Source organism: Nocardioides segetis (genome assembly GCF_051390595.1).
Lineage (GTDB): Bacteria > Actinomycetota > Actinomycetes > Propionibacteriales > Nocardioidaceae > Nocardioides.
On sequence record NZ_JBNINR010000003.1, the window covers coordinates 1 to 16,873 of the forward strand.

The 16,873-nt window shown below is 73.2% G+C and carries 17 protein-coding genes and 2 tRNA genes; 6 read left to right on the plus strand and 13 right to left on the minus strand.

Annotation, left to right across the window (positions count from 1 at the left end; genetic code table 11):
* Positions 1–435 precede the first annotated feature (435 nt).
* Positions 436–1,608 carry a tyrosine-type recombinase/integrase gene (locus tag ACPZVR_RS06360; RefSeq protein WP_495542740.1) on the plus strand — a complete coding sequence of 391 codons (1,173 nt, stop codon included), beginning with the start codon at positions 436–438 and terminating at the stop codon, positions 1,606–1,608.
* An 84-nt stretch (positions 1,609–1,692) separates the two neighbouring features.
* Here ACPZVR_RS06360 and ACPZVR_RS06365 read toward each other — a convergent pair.
* The 8 genes from ACPZVR_RS06365 to ACPZVR_RS06400 form a co-directional block, all read right to left on the minus strand.
* A tRNA-Ala gene (locus ACPZVR_RS06365) sits at positions 1,693–1,768 on the minus strand.
* Between the two features lie 52 nt (positions 1,769–1,820).
* Entirely contained in the window at positions 1,821–2,111 is a 291-nt protein-coding gene (locus ACPZVR_RS06370; protein WP_436698740.1) for a hypothetical protein, read from the minus strand.
* 41 nt (positions 2,112–2,152) lie between these two features.
* On the minus strand, positions 2,153–3,115 hold the full coding sequence (sepX, locus tag ACPZVR_RS06375; protein WP_436698741.1) for a divisome protein SepX/GlpR: 963 nt from the start codon (positions 3,113–3,115) through the stop codon (positions 2,153–2,155).
* Positions 3,116–3,223: 108 nt separating this feature from the next.
* Positions 3,224–3,853: a GNAT family N-acetyltransferase gene (locus tag ACPZVR_RS06380; protein ID WP_436699122.1), complete on the minus strand. Its 630-nt coding sequence runs from the start codon at positions 3,851–3,853 to the stop codon at positions 3,224–3,226.
* A gap of 35 nt (positions 3,854–3,888) precedes the next feature.
* Positions 3,889–4,392 (minus strand): MogA/MoaB family molybdenum cofactor biosynthesis protein, encoded by a 504-nt coding sequence (locus ACPZVR_RS06385; RefSeq protein WP_436698742.1) that lies wholly within the window; start codon positions 4,390–4,392, stop codon positions 3,889–3,891.
* On the minus strand, positions 4,389–4,868 hold the full coding sequence (gene moaC / locus ACPZVR_RS06390) for a cyclic pyranopterin monophosphate synthase MoaC (protein WP_436698743.1): 480 nt from the start codon (positions 4,866–4,868) through the stop codon (positions 4,389–4,391). Before moaC ends, ACPZVR_RS06385 begins: the two co-directional genes overlap by 4 nt.
* Positions 4,869–4,894: 26 nt before the next feature.
* A complete protein-coding gene (locus ACPZVR_RS06395) occupies positions 4,895–6,094 on the minus strand; it encodes a molybdopterin molybdotransferase MoeA (RefSeq protein ID WP_436698744.1) in 1,200 nt (399 codons plus the stop codon).
* The gene (locus tag ACPZVR_RS06400) at positions 6,087–7,496 is read right to left on the minus strand and encodes a UTP--glucose-1-phosphate uridylyltransferase (protein WP_436699123.1); all 1,410 of its coding nucleotides are present in this window, start codon (positions 7,494–7,496) and stop codon (positions 6,087–6,089) included. The genes ACPZVR_RS06395 and ACPZVR_RS06400 overlap by 8 nt, the downstream gene beginning before the upstream one ends.
* A gap of 29 nt (positions 7,497–7,525) precedes the next feature.
* Between ACPZVR_RS06400 and ACPZVR_RS06405 the strand changes: the two genes are divergently transcribed.
* Positions 7,526–8,119 carry a 5-formyltetrahydrofolate cyclo-ligase gene (locus ACPZVR_RS06405; RefSeq protein WP_436698745.1) on the plus strand — a complete coding sequence of 198 codons (594 nt, stop codon included), beginning with the start codon at positions 7,526–7,528 and terminating at the stop codon, positions 8,117–8,119.
* A gap of 22 nt (positions 8,120–8,141) precedes the next feature.
* Here the strand turns inward: ACPZVR_RS06405 and ACPZVR_RS06410 are convergent, their stop codons facing one another.
* Positions 8,142–10,829 (minus strand): penicillin acylase family protein, encoded by a 2,688-nt coding sequence (locus ACPZVR_RS06410; protein WP_436698746.1) that lies wholly within the window; start codon positions 10,827–10,829, stop codon positions 8,142–8,144.
* A gap of 95 nt (positions 10,830–10,924) precedes the next feature.
* Between ACPZVR_RS06410 and ACPZVR_RS06415 the strand changes: the two genes are divergently transcribed.
* From ACPZVR_RS06415 to ACPZVR_RS06425, 3 genes are all read left to right on the plus strand, one after another.
* On the plus strand, positions 10,925–11,260 hold the full coding sequence (locus ACPZVR_RS06415) for an FmdB family zinc ribbon protein (RefSeq protein WP_436698747.1): 336 nt from the start codon (positions 10,925–10,927) through the stop codon (positions 11,258–11,260).
* Between the two features lie 116 nt (positions 11,261–11,376).
* Positions 11,377–12,042: an SAF domain-containing protein gene (locus ACPZVR_RS06420; protein WP_436698748.1), complete on the plus strand. Its 666-nt coding sequence runs from the start codon at positions 11,377–11,379 to the stop codon at positions 12,040–12,042.
* 63 nt (positions 12,043–12,105) lie between these two features.
* On the plus strand, positions 12,106–12,444 hold the full coding sequence (locus ACPZVR_RS06425) for an MscL family protein (RefSeq protein ID WP_436698749.1): 339 nt from the start codon (positions 12,106–12,108) through the stop codon (positions 12,442–12,444).
* A gap of 132 nt (positions 12,445–12,576) precedes the next feature.
* Here the strand turns inward: ACPZVR_RS06425 and ACPZVR_RS06430 are convergent, their stop codons facing one another.
* A complete protein-coding gene (locus tag ACPZVR_RS06430) occupies positions 12,577–12,786 on the minus strand; it encodes a hypothetical protein (protein WP_436698750.1) in 210 nt (69 codons plus the stop codon).
* A 10-nt stretch (positions 12,787–12,796) separates the two neighbouring features.
* A complete protein-coding gene (locus ACPZVR_RS06435; RefSeq protein WP_436698751.1) occupies positions 12,797–14,185 on the minus strand; it encodes an LCP family protein in 1,389 nt (462 codons plus the stop codon).
* A 208-nt stretch (positions 14,186–14,393) separates the two neighbouring features.
* On the opposite strand from ACPZVR_RS06435, the gene ACPZVR_RS06440 reads away from it, so the two are divergent.
* A tRNA-Arg gene (locus ACPZVR_RS06440) sits at positions 14,394–14,466 on the plus strand.
* 139 nt (positions 14,467–14,605) lie between these two features.
* Here ACPZVR_RS06440 and ACPZVR_RS06445 read toward each other — a convergent pair.
* Entirely contained in the window at positions 14,606–16,012 is a 1,407-nt protein-coding gene (locus tag ACPZVR_RS06445; RefSeq protein WP_436698752.1) for a DHA2 family efflux MFS transporter permease subunit, read from the minus strand.
* Positions 16,005–16,871, minus strand: a complete 867-nt coding sequence (locus ACPZVR_RS06450; RefSeq protein ID WP_436698753.1) for an alpha/beta hydrolase — start codon at positions 16,869–16,871, stop codon at positions 16,005–16,007. The genes ACPZVR_RS06445 and ACPZVR_RS06450 overlap by 8 nt, the downstream gene beginning before the upstream one ends.
* Between the last annotated feature and the right edge of the window lie 2 nt (positions 16,872–16,873).

A 16,873-nucleotide genomic window follows, 5' to 3' on the forward strand; every position in this document is an offset into this window, starting at 1 on the left:
GGTGGCCGCGTCTTCGTCCGACGTACACGCCGGTGACGATCTCGGCGACCGCGCTACACCACTATCGGGGACTCAACTTGGGGAACCTCAGAATCCACCGCAGGTTGCCCGGCGGGGGCTGGGCAATGCAGGAGATTCACCGCCGACATCTGATCGCTCGAGCGCCCATAACTCCCTTAGGTGACTGTCAGGTGTCTCGGGCGGCGTTCGCCGCTCTCGGAGTCGGAGGTGACCAGATGGAAACGGTGGAGGAGATTCTCACCAGCAGCGAGGTGGCCCGGTGGATCCGGGTCTCGGAGTCGACGTTGTGCCGGTGGCGGCAACGTGGGATGGGGCCACGGGTCACGTGGATGACGTCGACCTGTCCCCGGTACCGCCGCAGCGACGTCGAGCAGTGGCTCGCGCGCGCGTCCTGACCATCAGCCGGCAGCGGTCATGATCGAGAAGACCTCGAGCGGCCGGTTCCGGGCGCGGTTGAAGAGTGGGCGGCAGTTCGTCGCGAGCCGTACCTTCGACACCAAGCGTGAGGCGAGCGACTGGCTGGCGCGGGAGAAGGCTGCGCTCGACGGCGGGATGGACCCACGTGCCGGGCGCCGGCCGGTCCGGACGTTGCTCGAGGAGTGGTTGGTCGTCCGAGAGTTCACGGTCGCGGCGAAGACCTACCGCAGCGACCAGGCCTTGCAGCGGCTCGTGCCGACGAGTATGCAGGCGATGCAGGTGGGGGCTGTCTCGGAGCGGGAGATCGCGCGTTCCTTCGAGACGCTGATCCAGCGCGGCCTCAGCGAGCGCTCGGTGGTGCGGTACCGCGCCAGCCTGTCGACGTTCTTCGCCTGGTGCGTGCGGGAGAAGGCGGTCGTGCGCAATCCAGTGACCGCGACGAAGGTGCCGCGGTCCTCGGAGGAGCCGACGGAGATGCGGCCGTGGACCGAGGCCGAGCTTGAGGCCACCTACGACCGTTGGAAGGCGCGCGACCCGCAGCTGGCGGACGTCCTCCTCGTGCTGGGCTGGACCGGGATGCGGTGGGGCGAGGCGCGCTCCGTGCTGGTCGAGGACGTGGTCGACGTACCGACGCCCGGGTTGCTGGTGCGGCGTTCGCAGACCGAGGGCGGCGCGGTCAAGGCCACCAAGGGACGTCGCGGGCGGCGAGTGCCGGTTGCCGATCGGGTACTGCCGATCGTCCAACGCATGGCGGAGGGCAAGGAGCCGACCGACCTCCTGATCACCACCGGGGGAGGTGCTCAGCTGCACCGCACGGCAGTGCTGCGTACGGTCAAGTGGGACCAGACAGCGGGAGGCCGACGAATCCACGACCTCCGCCACACCGCCGCGTGCCTGTGGCTGGCTCGCGGGGTCGACCCCGGCACCGTTCAAACGTGGATGGGGCACGAGTCGATCGCCACGACGAACCGCTACCTGCACTTCCTCGGCACGTCAGCGGACCAGGCCGGTTTGGACCGGTTGAACGACCCCAGCCGCGGTCCCGCGGCGAAACTCGACATACAAACCGAGGCGGCAGGCCGCCTCGGCCGGAGCACTCGAGAGGCCCTTCGTGGCTCCCCGACCGGCCGGGGGTACGCCGGGGGTAAGCGAGACGGCCCAGCGCGGTGAATCCCGTCCGTGCAAGTCCCAAGCCAGCAGACCCGAAAACGCGAGAACCGGCAGGTCAGAGGCGACCTGCCGGTTCTTGCGTGCTGGTGGAGGTGAGGGGATTCGAACCCCTGACCTTCTCATTGCGAACGAGACGCGCTACCAACTGCGCCACACCCCCAAGCGAGGAGAAACGGTAGCACCCGGCCCGGGCTGGGTCCGAATCGGGATGCTCAGTTGCGGTCCTCGTCGGCGTGGCCGGCGGGTCGCGGCTGCTCGTCGCCGTGCGGCCCGCGGTCGACGTCGGAGCTGCCGCGGGGCTTGGGCGGGTCCTCGAAGGTCGTCGACTGGCCGCGGGACGACGCACCCGAGAACGGGCTGTCGTCGACGATCTCGTCGGGGTCGGCGAACTGGGTGTCGGGCGAGACGGCGGTCGCGGAGTCGCCGTACTTCTTCTCCTGCTCGCGCGCCTGCTGGGCCGCCTGTCGGTCGGCCGCGGTGCCCTCGTCCTCGTCGTGGCTCATGGCCCGGCGTTACCCGCGGGCCCGCCCCGCATCCGGGAGGGTCAGGAGCCGGTGGCGCGGCGCTGCTCGGCCTCGGCGGCGTCGGCCTGGGCACGCTGGGCGTCGGCCTCGCGGGCGAGCTGGGAGTCGGCCTCGTTGCGGCCCGAGCTCCACACGCCGGTGGAGTCGAGGTCGATGGTGCGGACCGTGCGACCCGCGGGCGCCTTGGCGACGTACGTCGGCAGGGGCACCGAGACCGGCGTCCAGCCGTCCTCGACGACGTCGGCAGCGGACTCGTCGCGCACCTCGGCGGTGACGACGGGGATCTCGTCGGTGTCGTCGCGCAGCTCGCCGAACGGTCCGTCCTCGACCTCAGCGGCGGCGTCCTCGTCGGCGAGGGCCTCGTCCGCGAGCGTGGTACGACGCTTGCGGACCTGCGTGGAGCGGGTGGACCGGGCCGCGCGCTCGCGCTTGACCATGAGCCGGCACGCGACGAGCCAGGCGACCATCAGGCCCGTGGGCGCGGCGAGCCAGGCCCACGCGACGACCTTGCCGATGGCGAGTCCGGCGACGACCACGATGGCGAGCAGCAGGACGTTGAAGACCCGACGGCGCCGGGCGGCGGCACGACGGGCCGCGGGACGGTCGACCGGACGGGAGGCGCGCGGCGCAGGGGTGGGCGCCGCGAGCTCCGCGTCGGTCTGCGCGGACGTCTCCTCCGCCGGCTCCTCGGAGGTCCGGGCCTCGGACGTCCGGGCCGCGGAGGTCGTGTCCAGGGGCGCCTTCTCCTCGGCGCGCGACTCCGTCTCGGCCGCGCGATCTCGCGCGACCGGACGGTCCCTCCCGACGAGCTGGGCCTGCGTGGACGACACCGCCTCGCGCCGGGCGAGCACGCGGAGCCGGTCGGAGAAGCCCTCGACCGAGCGGCTGGTGGCGTCCTCCTCGTGGTGGCGCAGCGCCTTGGGGACGAGATAGACAGCCCACGCCACGAACAAGGCGACGAAGATCAGTGAGCTGAGGTCCACACCGAGAGGTTAGGAGCGCTACCGCAGGACGGGGCGCATGTCCATCGGTGTGTCACAGATTGATTCGTGTGACGCATGTGATTTGCCGGTTCCCCCCGGCAGATCACCCTAGGCGCCACCCTCGGCGGATCGCTCGAGCCGGATGAGGACGCCGCGGGGGGCCTCCTCGCGGGTGACGGCGAAGATGCGGTGGTCGCGCCACTCGCCGTCGATGTGCAGGAAGTACGGCGCGTAGCCGATCTCGCGGATGCCGAGCTTCTCGACGACCCGCAGCGAGTTGGTGTTCTCGGGGCGGATGCAGATCTCGATGCGGTGCAGGCCGCCGAGGAAGAAGCAGTGGTCGATCACCATCGCGACGGCGCGCGGGATGACGCCGCGACCGGCGTACTGCTGGTCGATCCAGTACCCCACCGACGCGAACTGCGCCGAGCCGCGCACGATGTTGTTGACGCTGACCTGGCCGGCGAAGGAGCCGTCGACCTCGACGACGAACGGGTACGTCGTCCCGCGGCGCGCGGCCCGGCGCAGCCTCTTGACCAGCGTGCGGAACGAGGTCGGCCGGGCGTCGGAGCCGGGCGGGGCGGTGGCGTCCCACGGGCCGAGCCACAGCGCGTTGCGGCGCCGGGCGCTCCGCCAGGCGCGGGCGTCACCGCGCGAGATCGGGCGGAGCCGGACGACCGGGTCGGTGCCGGAGATCAGCTCGTTGGGCCAGGCGCGTCCGGGAACGCCGACGATCATCCGCTCCCGCGGGCTGCCGTCGGGTCGGGCCTCGCTCAATGGTCGCTCCCGACGATCTGCTCCACGGCGTGCACCACCACCGGCTCGAGGACGGCGAGCGCGTCCTTCACGCCGCCGCGCGAGCCGGGCAGGTTGACGACGAGCGCGGAGCCCGCGACGCCGGCCAGGCCGCGGGAGAGGACGGCGGTCGGCACGCCCTTCGCGACACCGGCGGCCCGGATGGCCTCGGCCAGGCCGGGGACCTCGCGGTCGAGCAGCGGGCGGGTGACCTCGGGCGTTCGGTCGGTGGGGGTGAGGCCGGTGCCCCCGGTGGTGAGCACGACCCGGGCGCCGTCGCGGACGGCGAGGGCGATCGCCGCGCCGACCGGCTCGCCGTCGGGCCGGACCACGGGGTCGCCCACCGAGAACCCCCACGACCGCAGGGCCTCGACGATCAGCGGACCGGTCGTGTCCTCGTAGACGCCGGCCGCGGCCCGGTTCGACGCCACGACCACGACGGCCCGGCGCTCCGCCGCCCCTTCCCCGACCGGTCGGCTCATCGCGACCAGTCCCCCGACTTCCCGCCGGTCTTGGTCTCGACGCGCACGTCGGTGATGACCGCCGCCTTGTCGACGGCCTTGACCATGTCGACGACGGTGAGCGCGGCGACCGACACCGCGGTGAGCGCCTCCATCTCGACGCCCGTGCGGTCGGTGGTCTTGACGGTCGCGGCGATCTCGACGGCGTCGTCGGCCACGGTCAGGTCGACCGTGACACCGGAGATCGACAGCGGGTGGCACAGCGGCACCAGCGCGGGGGTCTGCTTGGCGCCCATGATGCCGGCGATCCGCGCGACCGCGAGCGCGTCGCCCTTCGGGACGCCCTCGCCGCGCAGCAGCCCGACGACCTCGGCCGAGACGAGCACCCGTCCGGACGCCGTCGCGACCCGGTGGGTCACGTCCTTGGCCGACACGTCGACCATCCGCGCGGCACCGGAGGCGTCGACGTGGGTCAGTCGTGCCTGCTCGTCAGCCATGGAGCTCCTTCGGGTTCGGATTTCACTCAGTCCAGCACCTCGACCGGGTGCCCGGCGGCCAGCTCGCACCCCGCGGGAGGTACGACGATCAGCACCTCGGCCTGCGCGAGCAGCCGCTGGGAGTGCCCGGCATGGCCGGGAAGCGGGACGACCTGCCCATTCTCGTCGTAGCGCCCGGGCAGCACCACCGTGCGGTCCCCCGCCGCCACGGGTACGCCGAGCCGGGCCGGCCTCGGGCGGGCGGCCGGCGCCCCGGCGAGCCGGGCCAGGGCCTCGCGGCCGAAGAGCAGGAAGGCGGCGTACGCGGCGATCGGCGTGCCCGGCAGGGTCAGGACCGGCACCCGCCGGCCGTCGCTCGCCCGGACGCAGCCGAAGCCCTGCGGCCGCCCCGGCTTCAGGGCGACCGGTCCGAACCAGAACCCGTCGTCGTCGCGCAGCGCCGCCTTGACGACGTCGTGGTCGCCGGCGGAGATGCCGCCGGTCGTGACGACGAGGTCGCTGACCTCGGCGGTCGCGGCGAGCACCGCCCGGAACGCGTCCGGCTCGTCGGGAGCCGGGCCGTGGGCGGTGGCGACCGCGCCGGCGGCCCGCCCGGCCGCGAGCAGCATCGGGGTGTTGCTGTCGGGGACCTGACCGCCGACCAGCTCCGCGCCGGTGGCGATCACGCCCAGCCGCGGGCGCGGCCGGACGGCGACGTCGACGGCACCGACGGAGGTGAGCAGCGCGATCTGCGCGGCGTCGAGGCGGGTGCCGGCCGTCAGCGCGACCTCCCCCACCCGGACGTCCTCGCCCTCGCGCCGCACGTGCCGACCGGGACCGGCCGTCCGCAGGATCCGGACCGGGTCCGTGCCGCTGGTCCACTCGAACGGGACGACCAGGTCGGCGCCGGGCGGCACGGGCGCCCCGGTCATGATCCGGTACGCCGCGCCGGCGGGCAGTGCCGCCGGCTCCGTGTCGCCGGCCGCGACCACGCCGGCGACGGGCAGCTCGACGGGCGGCTCGGCGACCTCGCCGGCGCGGACCGCGAAGCCGTCCATGGCGGCGTGGTCGAACGGCGGCACCGAGCGGTCCGCCACGACGTCGGCGGCGAGGATCCGGCCCCGCGCGTCGCCGAGCGGCAGGATTTCCGCTCGGGTCAGCGGCGCGACCCCGGCCCGCACCCGGGCCCGGTGGTCCGCGACGGACGCGAGGACGGCCTCGGGTCCGGAGGCGGACGGGTCAGTCATCCGCGCCTTGGTCGGCCGACGGGCTCCCGAGCACCTCGCCGGCGGGCACCCGCTGCGGCCCCCGGCCCTCGAGCTCCACCTCGCCGAGCACCCGGACCCCGCGGCCGAAGGTCCAGTCACCCCGGACCCGCAGCGCCGTGGACTGCGACAGCAGCGGCTCGCCGTCGGGGAAGCGCTGGTCGAACTCGTGGATGGTCCGGTAGTAGCCCGAGTCGAGGTCGACGTACGGGATGTCGGTGGCGACCTGGGTGAGCGCGAAGTCGGCGCCGATCTCGTAGACGTCGGAGCGCAGCACCAGCAGGTCGTTGGTGGTCTTGACCGGGATGAACCGGTCGCGGCCCACCTCGATCAGCCGGGCGCCGTCGAAGATCTCGATCGCGGCGCCCATCGCCGTCTCGATCTGGACCACCTCGGGCGAGGCGGGGTCGGTGGGGTCCACCGGCTTGACGTTGCGGATGAGCGGCAGCCCCAGGATGCCCTCGCGGTCGTCGAGCATCGCCTTCATGGCGTGCAGGTCGAACCACAGGTTGTTGGTCGAGGTGAACCGGTGCCGGTCGAGATCGGCGAGCGCCTCGAGGTCCTCGGGCAGCGTCTGCGCGGTCTCGCGCAGCACGATCCGGCCGTCCGCCTTGCGCTGGGCGAAGTGGCCGCCCTTGCGGTCGGAGGGGGTACGTCGGACCGCCTCGATCGCGAACGGCGCTCCCGACGCGGCGAACCAGCCGGCGAGGCGCGGGTCGGGGACGGCACCGAGGTTGTCGGAGTTGGAGACGAAGACGTAGCGGTAGCCCTGCTCGATCATCGTCGCGATCAGGCCGGCGCCGCGCAGCGCGGTGTAGACGTCACCGTGGCCCGGCGGACACCACTCGAGGTCGGGGTCCTTGGGCCAGCTGACCGGCGTCAGGTCGGAGGTGAGGAGCTTGGGCTCCTTGTTCTGCAGAAACTCCAGGGGCAGACCGTCCACCGGCAGGTCCTCGTAGCGCCCGAGGGCGTGCAGCGTGTCGGCCGAGGTGCGGAAGGAGTTCATGAGCAGCAGCGGCAGGCGGGCGTCGTACTTCTGCCGCAGGTGCAGCGCCTGCCGGGCGATGATGTCGAGGAAGGACAGCCCGCGGCGCACGCACAGCAGGGACTTGGCGCGCTCCATGCCCATCGAGGTGCCGAGTCCGCCGTTGAGCTTGATCGCCACCGTCTTGCCGATCGCGTCGGCCGCGACGTCGGCGTCGACCTCGACGTCGGCCAGGCTCTCCATGTCGACCGGGGCGATCGTCGACTCCGGGATCATGCCGGTCTCGCCGTGCTCGAGCAGCCGGTAGTAGTGCGCGAAGGTCTCGATCGCGACCGGGTCGACGCCCGCGTCGAGCATCTTCGCCCGCGCCTTCTCGAGGCCGCCGCTGCGACCACTCATACCCATAGCGCCGATCGTAGGCTGGTCCGGTGACAGGTACACATCCGTGCCACGGAGCGGCCAAGGTCGCGGTCCGCGACCAGCTGCTCGCCGCTCGCCGGCGCCGGCCGCTCGCCGAGGTCGGCGAGGCCGCCCGGGCGATCGCGGAGCACCTGCTCGCGGCGCCGGAGGTACGCCAGGCGGCCACCGTCGCGGCGTACGTCTCGGTCGGCACCGAGCCCGGCACCACCGTCCTCCTCGACGAGCTGGTGGCCGCCGGGAAGCGGGTGATCCTGCCGGTGCTGCTGCCCGACAACGATCTCGACTGGGCCGCCTACCACGGGCCGACGTCGCTCGCGCCGGCCCGCCGCGGCCTGCTCGAGCCCGTCGGCCCCGCCCTCGGCGTCGAGGCGGTCGCCACCGCCGACGTCGTCCTGGTCCCGGGCCTGGCCGCCTCCCCCGCCGGGCTGCGCCTGGGCCGCGGCGGCGGCTCCTACGACCGCGCGCTGGCCCGCGTACCGGTCGGTACCTTCACCTGCGTCCTGCTCTACGACGACGAGCTGCTGCCCGACGTACCCGCCGAGCCGCACGACCGGCCGGTCACCGCCGCCGCCACTCCCCGGGGGATCCGCCACCTGGGCTGAGTCGGCGGGTCGGAGCCGGCGCTCACCCCGAGGGGGTGAGGAGGAGGACGTCGTCGGCCGCGTCGGTCACGGCCTTCTCGGAGAACACCCACGGCAGGGTCTCGCCCCGCGCCCACAGGTCGGTCTGGTCGGTGTAGTGGGGGTGGAACGCGTGGCCGGAGACGCCGGTGAGGTTGATCCAGCGGGCCGCGTCGAGGTCGTCCATCGGCACGATCATCCGCATCGACGGCGCGGTCGCGACCTCGTAGCCGGTGCGCGCGTCCCAGGCGGTCGCGTTCACCAGGGAGCTGCCGCCGCCGACCTCCCAGCCGCCACGGTTGAAGATCCGCTCGACGATCCCGATGCCGGACTCTCCCAGGGTCGACGACCGCAGCTCGAGCTCGTGCAGGGCGCCCCAGGTCCACTCGTCGGCGCTGGGCGACTCCAGGGCGGTCAGCTCGTCGCGCGCGGCGATCATCGCGTCGCGCAGGATGTCGCTGCGCCGCTCGACCTTGTCGTCGGTCGTCACGTCGTCCCACCACTGGCTCTTGCCGCGCGGCAGCAGCGCGCTGACCACCGCGAACCACCGGTCGCCGCCGTCGGGCCGGATCACCGCCGGGAGCTCGTCGGCGAAGGTGCGCTCGAGCACCTCGCGCCACACGACGTTGAAGTACGCCGCCGCCGCGCTGCCCGCCCCCTCCTGGTAGTTCCACGAGCGCAGCAGCCGCTGGCCGTCGGAGTAGTAGCCCGCGGGCAGGTCGATGTCGAGGAGGTACGGCGTGAGTGCCTCGCCGATCGCGCTGCGGTCGTCGAGCTGGATGGCCGCCATCCCCTCGACGCTCAGCTCGTCGTCGGCGGCGAGCAGCCGGTTGATCCGGTCGGAGCGGTAGCCCTGGTCCCAGTCGGAGGTGAGCGCCGGCGGGTAGCGGTCGGGATCGATGACCGCCTGGTTGGCGGTGGCGATGATCCCGGAGTCCGGGTCCAGCACGCTGGGCAGCGCGTCGTAGGGCACGAACTCGCCGGTCCAGTCGGTGTTCTTCCGCCAGCCCGCGGCGGGCAGCCGGCCGTCGTTGCCGGGGCGGCGCACCGGGACCAGGCCGGTCGCCTGGTAGCCGATGTGCCCGGCGGTGTCGGCGTACACGACGTTCTGGCCGGGCACGGCGAAGTCGGAGAGCGCCTGGCGGAAGGAGGTCCAGTCGCTGGCCCGGTTGAGCGCGAGCAGCGCGTCGACGGTCGGCCGCGGGGTCAGCGCCGTCCAGGCCAGCGCGACGGCGTCCTCCCCGGTCGGCCCGGCCTCCTGGGCCGCGGCGACGCCCTCGACCTGGTCGAGCAGGCCGTCCTCGGTGATCTCGATGCCGTCCTCGTCGGCGAACCGGGCGAGGTCGGAGAGCAGCGGTCCGTGGGCCGTCGAGCGCACGGTGAGCTCGACGTCCTCGCCGTCGCGGACCTCGATCCGCTCGGTGCGCGTGGCGAGCGGGAGCTGCCGCCCGTCGTACTCCCAGGTGTCGCCGTCGATCCGCTCGACGAAGAGGTCGGTCACGTCGGGGCCGAGGTTCGTGAAGCCCCAGGCGATGTCGCGGTTGTGGCCGATCACGACCCCCGGCACGCCGGAGAAGCTGAAGCCCGCCACGTCGTAGGGGCACTCGGGCGACGTCGTCCGGCAGTGCAGCCCGACCTGCGTCCACACGCCGGGCAGCGAGATCCCGAGGTGCGGGTCGTTGGCCAGGATCGGCGCTCCGCTGGCGGTCCGGTCGCCGTCGACGACCCAGGCGTTGCTGCCGAGGCCGTCGCCCTGCCCGAGGAGGGCAGGTACGCCGGCCAGCACGTCGCGCACCCCGGTGAGTGCGGCGACAGCGCCGGTGCCGGTGACCCCGCCGGGCTCGGCGTCGCCGGCACCGTCGGGATCGGCACCGTCCGGGTCGGTGGTCCTGCCGGCGGCGTCCTGGTCGAAGACCCTGCCGTCGCCGCTGCCGGTCACGCCGCCCTGCTCCACGATCGGCGCGTGCTCGTCGTAGGGGTAGTCGGGGTAGAGCTCCGCGGCCCGGTCCGCGCCGACGGTCGCGGTGGCGACGGCGCGGCCGATCTCCTCCTCGAGGTTGCCGCGCAGGTCCCAGGCCATCGCCTTGAGCCAGGCGACCGAGTCGACCGCGGTCCAGTTCTCCGGCTGGTAGTCGAGGCCGGTGACGCCGAGCAGTGTGTACTCCAGTGCCATCTCGGAGGTGGACCGACCCTCGAGGTAGGCGTTGACGCCCTCGGCGTAGGCGTCGAGGGCGCTGCGGGTCGCCGGTCGGAGCAGGGCGAGCTCGCGTTCGGCGACGTCGCGCCAGCCGAGGGTGCGCACGACGAGGTCGGTCTCCAGGCCCGAGTCGCCGAACAGCTCGGAGAGCCGACCGGCGGTCGCGTGGCGGCGTACGTCCATCTCGAAGAAGCGGTCCTGCGCGTGCACGAACCCCTGGGCCAGCATCAGGTCGTGGGTGGAGTCGGCATAGATCTGGGGGATGCCGTGGTCGTCGCGCACGACCCGCACCTCGCCCTCGAGCCCGCTGATCGCCAGCTCGCCTCCCGTCTGCGGCCAGGAGCGGCGCACGATCACGACCGCGGTGGTCATGCCGGCGACGAGGGCGAGGACGACGAGCACGCCGATCGCCGTGGTCCAGCGCAGCCACCGGGGCCAGGAGGGAGAGGAGGGCTTCGCGGCCGGGGCGTCGGCCCCCGTGTCGTGGTCCACCATGGTGGCGCCATTGTGCCGTGCCGCCCGATCCTGACGTAGCATTGGCACTCGCCCGGCAAGAGTGCTAGGGCGAGAGTGTCAAGCGAGGATCGTCGATGCCCACCTACCAGTACCTCTGCACCGCGTGCGGTCACGCCTTCGAGCAGGTCCAGAAGTTCAGCGACGATGCCCTCACCACGTGCCCCGAGTGCGCCGGCAAGCTGCGCAAGGTGTTCAACTCGGTCGGCGTCGTGTTCAAGGGCTCGGGCTTCTACAAGACCGACAGCAAGTCCTCCACGGGCGGCTCCGGCAGCTCCAGCGACGCGCCCGCCGCGAGCTCGTCGAGCTCGTCGGGCTCGGCCGACAGCTCGCCGTCCGGCTCCTCCGGCTCGTCGGCCGCCTCCATCTCCGCCGGCTCGTCCAGCTCCAGCTCGGCGGCCTCCCCCGCCTGAGTCCGGCGCCGGCCACCGCCGGAGACACGGCCGCGAGACGACACCGGTCACCACCGGCCGCCCGGGCCTGTGGATGACGCTGGCGGCCGGCGTCGGGGCGGCCTACGGTCGCCGCCATGGAGTCCCGCGATCCCCGGCCCCCGTCCGCCCGCACCCCGCTGGGTCGAGCCCGCGACACCTTCGACGAGGTACGACGCCGCGTGCTGCGCCGGCGCCGGCTGATCGCCGCCCTGCTGCTGGGCGTGGCCGCCGCGGTCGCCGTCCGCTCCGTCGCCCCGCCGCCACCGGCCACCGCGACGCTGGTCGTGGCGGCGCGTGACCTGCCGGCGGGCCGGGCGCTGACGCCCGGCGACCTGACCACGGCGCGGGTGTCGCCGGACGCCGTACCGGACGGGACGGGCGGCGATCCGGTGGGCCGCCGCCTGGCCGCGCCGCTGCGCGCGGGCGAGCCCGTCACCGACGTGCGCCTCGTGGGCCCGGACCTCGGCGCCGCCCAGCCGGTGGGCACGACCACCGTCCCGGTCCGGCTCACCGACGCCGGCCAGGTGGCGCTGCTGAGCGCGGGCGACCGGATCAGCCTGCTCGGCACCGATCCCCAGGCCGGGACGACCCGGGTGCTGGCCCGCGACGCGACCGTGCTGGCCGTCCCGGACCGGGCGTCGGCCGACGACGGCGCGCTTCCCGGCAGGCTCGTCGTCCTGGCCCTAGATTCGGACGCGGTCTACCACGTCACGGCGGCCTCCGCAGCCGAATACGTGACTTATACATGGAGTCGCAGTTAGTTTTCCGGAAGTCAAGAAGAGGCTCCCGGCCTCCACCACTCGTCTCGGGAAAGAGGAGAGATCATGTCCGGGTTCAAGAAGTTCCTGCTCCAGGGCAACCTGGTCGACATCGCGGTCGCGTTCATCATCGGCGCGTCCTTCGGCACCGTCGTCACGACCTTCGTCAACTGGCTGACCGCGCAGATGCCGGACTCGGCCAGCGATGTCTTCGACAACACCGCCAACTCCTTCGGCGCGTTCCTCAACGCGGTCATCGCGTTCGTGATCCTGGCCGCCGTCGTCTACTTCCTCGTCGTGATGCCCTACACCAAGGCCAAGGAGCGGTTCTTCCCCGACCCCGAGCCGGGCGAGACCGAGCTCGACGTGCTCACCCAGATCCGCGATTCGCTCGCGTCGCGCTGAGGCTGGATCCAGGCGGGCGCCGGGCACCGCCCGGTCGAACGGTCCGAGGGCCGGTGGGGACTCCCCACCGGCCCTCGGCATGTCCGGATCCAGCCGGTCGCGGCCGCGATCAGCTAGTCCCGGCCCGGAGCCTCAGCCGCCGTGGTGCGGCGGCACCTGCGCCCGGAGCCAGCGGTCGTTCGCGCTCTCCCGCGCCCGCGCCGGCTCGTCCTCACGCTCGTCGGAGGTCACCGCGGGCTCGACGTCGCCGAAGATCTCGGCGAGCCGGCGACGCCGCTCCCACTCCGTCTCGCGCCGTGTCTCCTGCCGTGTCTCCTGCCGTGTCTCCCGCTGCTCGCCCATCGCTCCCGCCTCAGGTGCACAGGCCGGCGGCCTCGCGACCGGAGGCGTCCAGGCCCTGCGACGCCGGCGGGGCCGGGGTGCCGTTGCTCGGCGTACCGCCGGGGGTGCCGGTCGTCGCGCCGTCGGGGCTGCCGGACGGGCTGGTCGGGCTCTCCGGGTCGGACGGGCTCTCGGCGTCGGACGGGCTGTCGCTCGCGGGGTCGTCCGCCGTCGGCGTGCCGTCCGGCTTGTCGCCCGCGCTGAGCGCGTCCTTGAGGAACTCCGGGGTGAGGCGCTTGTCCTCTCGGACCAGGCGCCACAGCTTCTGGACCTCGGGCGTCCACTCGATGCCGGAGCTCACCTTGTCGGAGTAGACCCACGGCGTGGTGATGAACTTGATGTTGTCGGCGCCGATGCCCTGGGCCGTGACCGCGAGGTCCGCCATCTGCGCGATGTTCTCGAAGTCGGTCTGCAGGCCGGTGGTCGCGGCGTTCATGAAGCCGATCAGACGGTCGGGACGGGCCAGCATGCCGGCCGTCAGCGCCTTGTTGATCATCGAGCCGATGAACGCCTGCTGGCGCCGCGTCCGGTTCGGGTCGGTGCCGTCGCCGATGCGGTAGCGGGCCCGGACGTAGGTGAGCGCCTCGTTGCCCTTGATCTCGCGGGTGCCAGCCTTGAGGTAGATGTTGCGGACCTCGTCGTCGATGTCCTCGGGGATGCACACCTCGACCCCGTCGAGCGCATTGACCATGTCCTTGAACTGGCCGAAGTTCACCACGACGTAGTTGTCGAGCGGGATGCCGGTGACCTGCTCGAACTGCCGGATCGTGCACGCCGGGCCGCCGTAGGAGAAGGCCGCGTTCCACTTGTCGTACGCCGACGCGGCCCGGATCTCCGAGCCGTCCTCCTCGTAGCACGTCGGCCGCATCACCGCGGTGTCACGCGGGATGGAGATGCCGTAGGCGAACTTCCGGTTGGCCGAGAGGTGGAACAGGATCGTGGTGTCCGAGAGGCCGTTGGTCGACTCGCCGTCGACGCCGCAGCCCTCGCAGTCGCGGCTGTCGGAGCCCATCACGAGGATGTTCATCGGCTCCCGCGGGCCCTCGACCTTCTCCTTCTTCGGCCGGTCGTCGCCGAGCTGCGCCGCCAGGTCCTGCCGGTCGATATTGCCGTTCCAGTTGTTGTAGATCAGCACGACACCGAGACCGGTGGCGAGGCCGAGCGACATCAGGCTCGCGACGATCACCTTGAAGACGACCTTGCCCGGCTGCGGCGCCTTGCGCCGGCCGCCGGACACCCGGCGGCCGCCGCGCTCACCACGCGGGCGCCGGCGGTCCCGGTCGGCACGAGAGGTCGGTACCCGGCGGGCACGGCTCCCGGGTGTCGCCTCGGCGCGCCCGGTCTCGTCGTCCTGCGTCATGCATCACCTGGTCGTGTGGCCGCTCGCGGCGGATGGTCAGAGGGCTCGACTGCGCTGCCGAGTCAGCGGCCGATCGGCACCCGGTGGTACCACGCCCACCGTACGGACCGCACCAAGGTCGCACGGCGAGTCGCTCCCATTGTCCCCGCTGGCCTCGCGTCGACCCAATCCGGACGTGACCTCCGGCACCTGACAAGATGGTCACCACGCCCCAGTAGCTCAGTGGATAGAGCAGCCGCCTCCTAAGCGAAAGGTCGCAAGTTCGACTCTTGCCTGGGGCACAGTGTGATGTCTCAGGACATCAGTGACAACGGACCTACAGAGACGTAGGTCCGTTGTTCCCCTGGGTGTGGGGCCGGACGGATCGGGCCCGAGGCGCCGGCGAGCCGCGGGTGGCCGATCGTCCGCCGGAGGCCGCCCTCACCGTCGGCGCGCGGATCCCGCCGGGAGGCTCGCGGACAGGATCGTCGCCAGGGCCGCGATGCCTGCCGTCCACCAGAAGGCGACGGTGAACCCCGGCGCCGCCGGGCCGCCGGTGCCGGCGGCGGAGACCAGCACGACGGAGAGCAGCGCGACACCGGCGGAGCCTCCGACCTGTTGCCCGATGCGGGCGACGATGCTCGCGTGGGGAACCTGGTCGTGGTCCACCCCCGCGAACACGACCGTCATGAGCGGGACGACGACCATCCCGATGCCCAGGCCGCGGAGCAGGAGCGCGCCGACGAGCAGCCACCTCGTCGCGTCGGCGCCGGATGGGTCGCCGGGGCCGACGAGGGCGAACGGGACGGTGGCGAGGCCGGTGAGGGCGAAGCCCACGACCGCAGCGACCCGAGCGCCTCGCCGACGCACGATCCGTACGACGACCGCCCGGCTCACCAGGGAGCCGATGCCCTGCGGGACGAGCAGCAGGCCGGCCTCCACGGGACCGGCGCCACGCGCCTGCTGCCAGTACAGCGGCAGCAGCATCATCGCGCCGTGGAGGGCGGCACCGGCGAGGAACAGCATCGCGGTCGCCGATGCCGTGGCGCGCGAGCGCATGACCCTCAGGTCCACGAGCGCCTCACCCCGCCGCCGGTGCGCCCACAGCACGAAGGCGCCGAGCAGGCCGGCGCCCGCCAGCACCGGAGCGAGAACGCCGGGCGTCGCGGCGGAGCCCGCACCGGCAACGTTCGAGAGTCCCCACAGCAGCGCCACCAGAGCCGGCGGCAGCAGGACGGCGCCGACGATGTCGAACCGCGGCCGGCGCGCCGCGGGCCCGTCGGCCGGGATCAACCGCCGGGCGAGGTGCAGCGCGAGGATGCAGAGGGGCACGTTCATGACGAAGAGCCACCGCCACGAGCCCGCCGCGAGCACGAGACCGCCGATCACGGGCCCCAGGATCGGGCCGACCGTCGTGGCCAGGGCGACGAGCGACGTCAACCGGACCCGGTCGCGTTCTGTCGACCGCTGCATCAGGATCGTGGTGAGCAGCGGCGTCGCCACCCCGGCGCCGGCGCCTTGGATCACGCGGAACGCGATCAGGCTGTGCAGGTCCCAGGCCAGTGCGCAGAGCACCGACCCGAGCAGGAAGACGCCGAGTGCGGCCGACCACAGGCGCCGAGCGCCGCAGCGGACCTGCAGCCAGCCGACGGCCGGGATGACGACGCAGAGGGCGAGGAGATAGGCGGTGATGACCCAGTGGACCGCGGCGACGCCCACGCCGAGGTCGCCGACCAGGGCATGCAGCGCGATGCTGACGGCGGTCGAGGAGAGCAGGACCGTCACGCCTCCGACGAGCACGGCCACGGCGGTGCGCAGCGCCTGACGCTCGAGCGGCGGCTCAGCCACCTTCGGAACGCTCGTCCAGCACTGCCGCGAACACCCGGCCCATCCGCCCGGCGGCCGCGCGGGCGGCCGGCGCCACGGGGGCGAACTTCCAGAACCCGTGCGGGAGGGCCGGCTCCTCGAGGTGCTGGACCGGCACGCCGAGCGACCGTAGCCGCTCGACCAGCGCCGCCGCCTCGTCGCGCAGGGGGTCGAACCCGGCACCGACCACGACGCCGGGCGGAGCGCTGCCGAGCGCCGGCGAGAGCAGCGGCGCGAAGCGCGGGTCCTCGCGCGACCCGTGCTCACCGAGATAGGCCGCGATACACAGCTCGACGACCTCGGAGGTGAGACCGTAGCCCTCGGCTCGCTCCGTGCGCGACGGGTACGACGGGTCGCCGCTCACCAGGGGGTAGGCGAGCAACTGCGCGACCGGCGCGGACGACGTTCCCGCGGCGGCGAGGGAGGCCCCGAGGGCCAGGTTCGCACCGGCGCTGGCACCCGCGACGGCGAGACGACCGGCCAGGTGCTCGCCCGCCCAGGCCAGGACACCGACCGCGTCGTCGTACGCCGCCGGGAAGGGGAAGGTGGGCGCCAGGCGGTAGTCGACCGCCAGCACGTCGCGCCCGGTCGAGCGGCACAGGTCACGCGCCTGCGCGTCGTGGCTGTCGAGATCCCCGGTGACGAAGCCACCTCCGTGGAAGAACACGACCAGGCAGTCGTCCCGCTCGCCCCGGTAGTGCCGCAGGGCCAGCCGGCGTCCGTGCACGCGCGCCGTCAGGTCCCGCACGCCCAGGACGGCCGGTCCGGGCGGTCTCAGGCCCTGCCCGGCCGGGCGGAGCAGGGCGGCGACATCGGGATCGAGGACCGCCGGACGCGGCACGG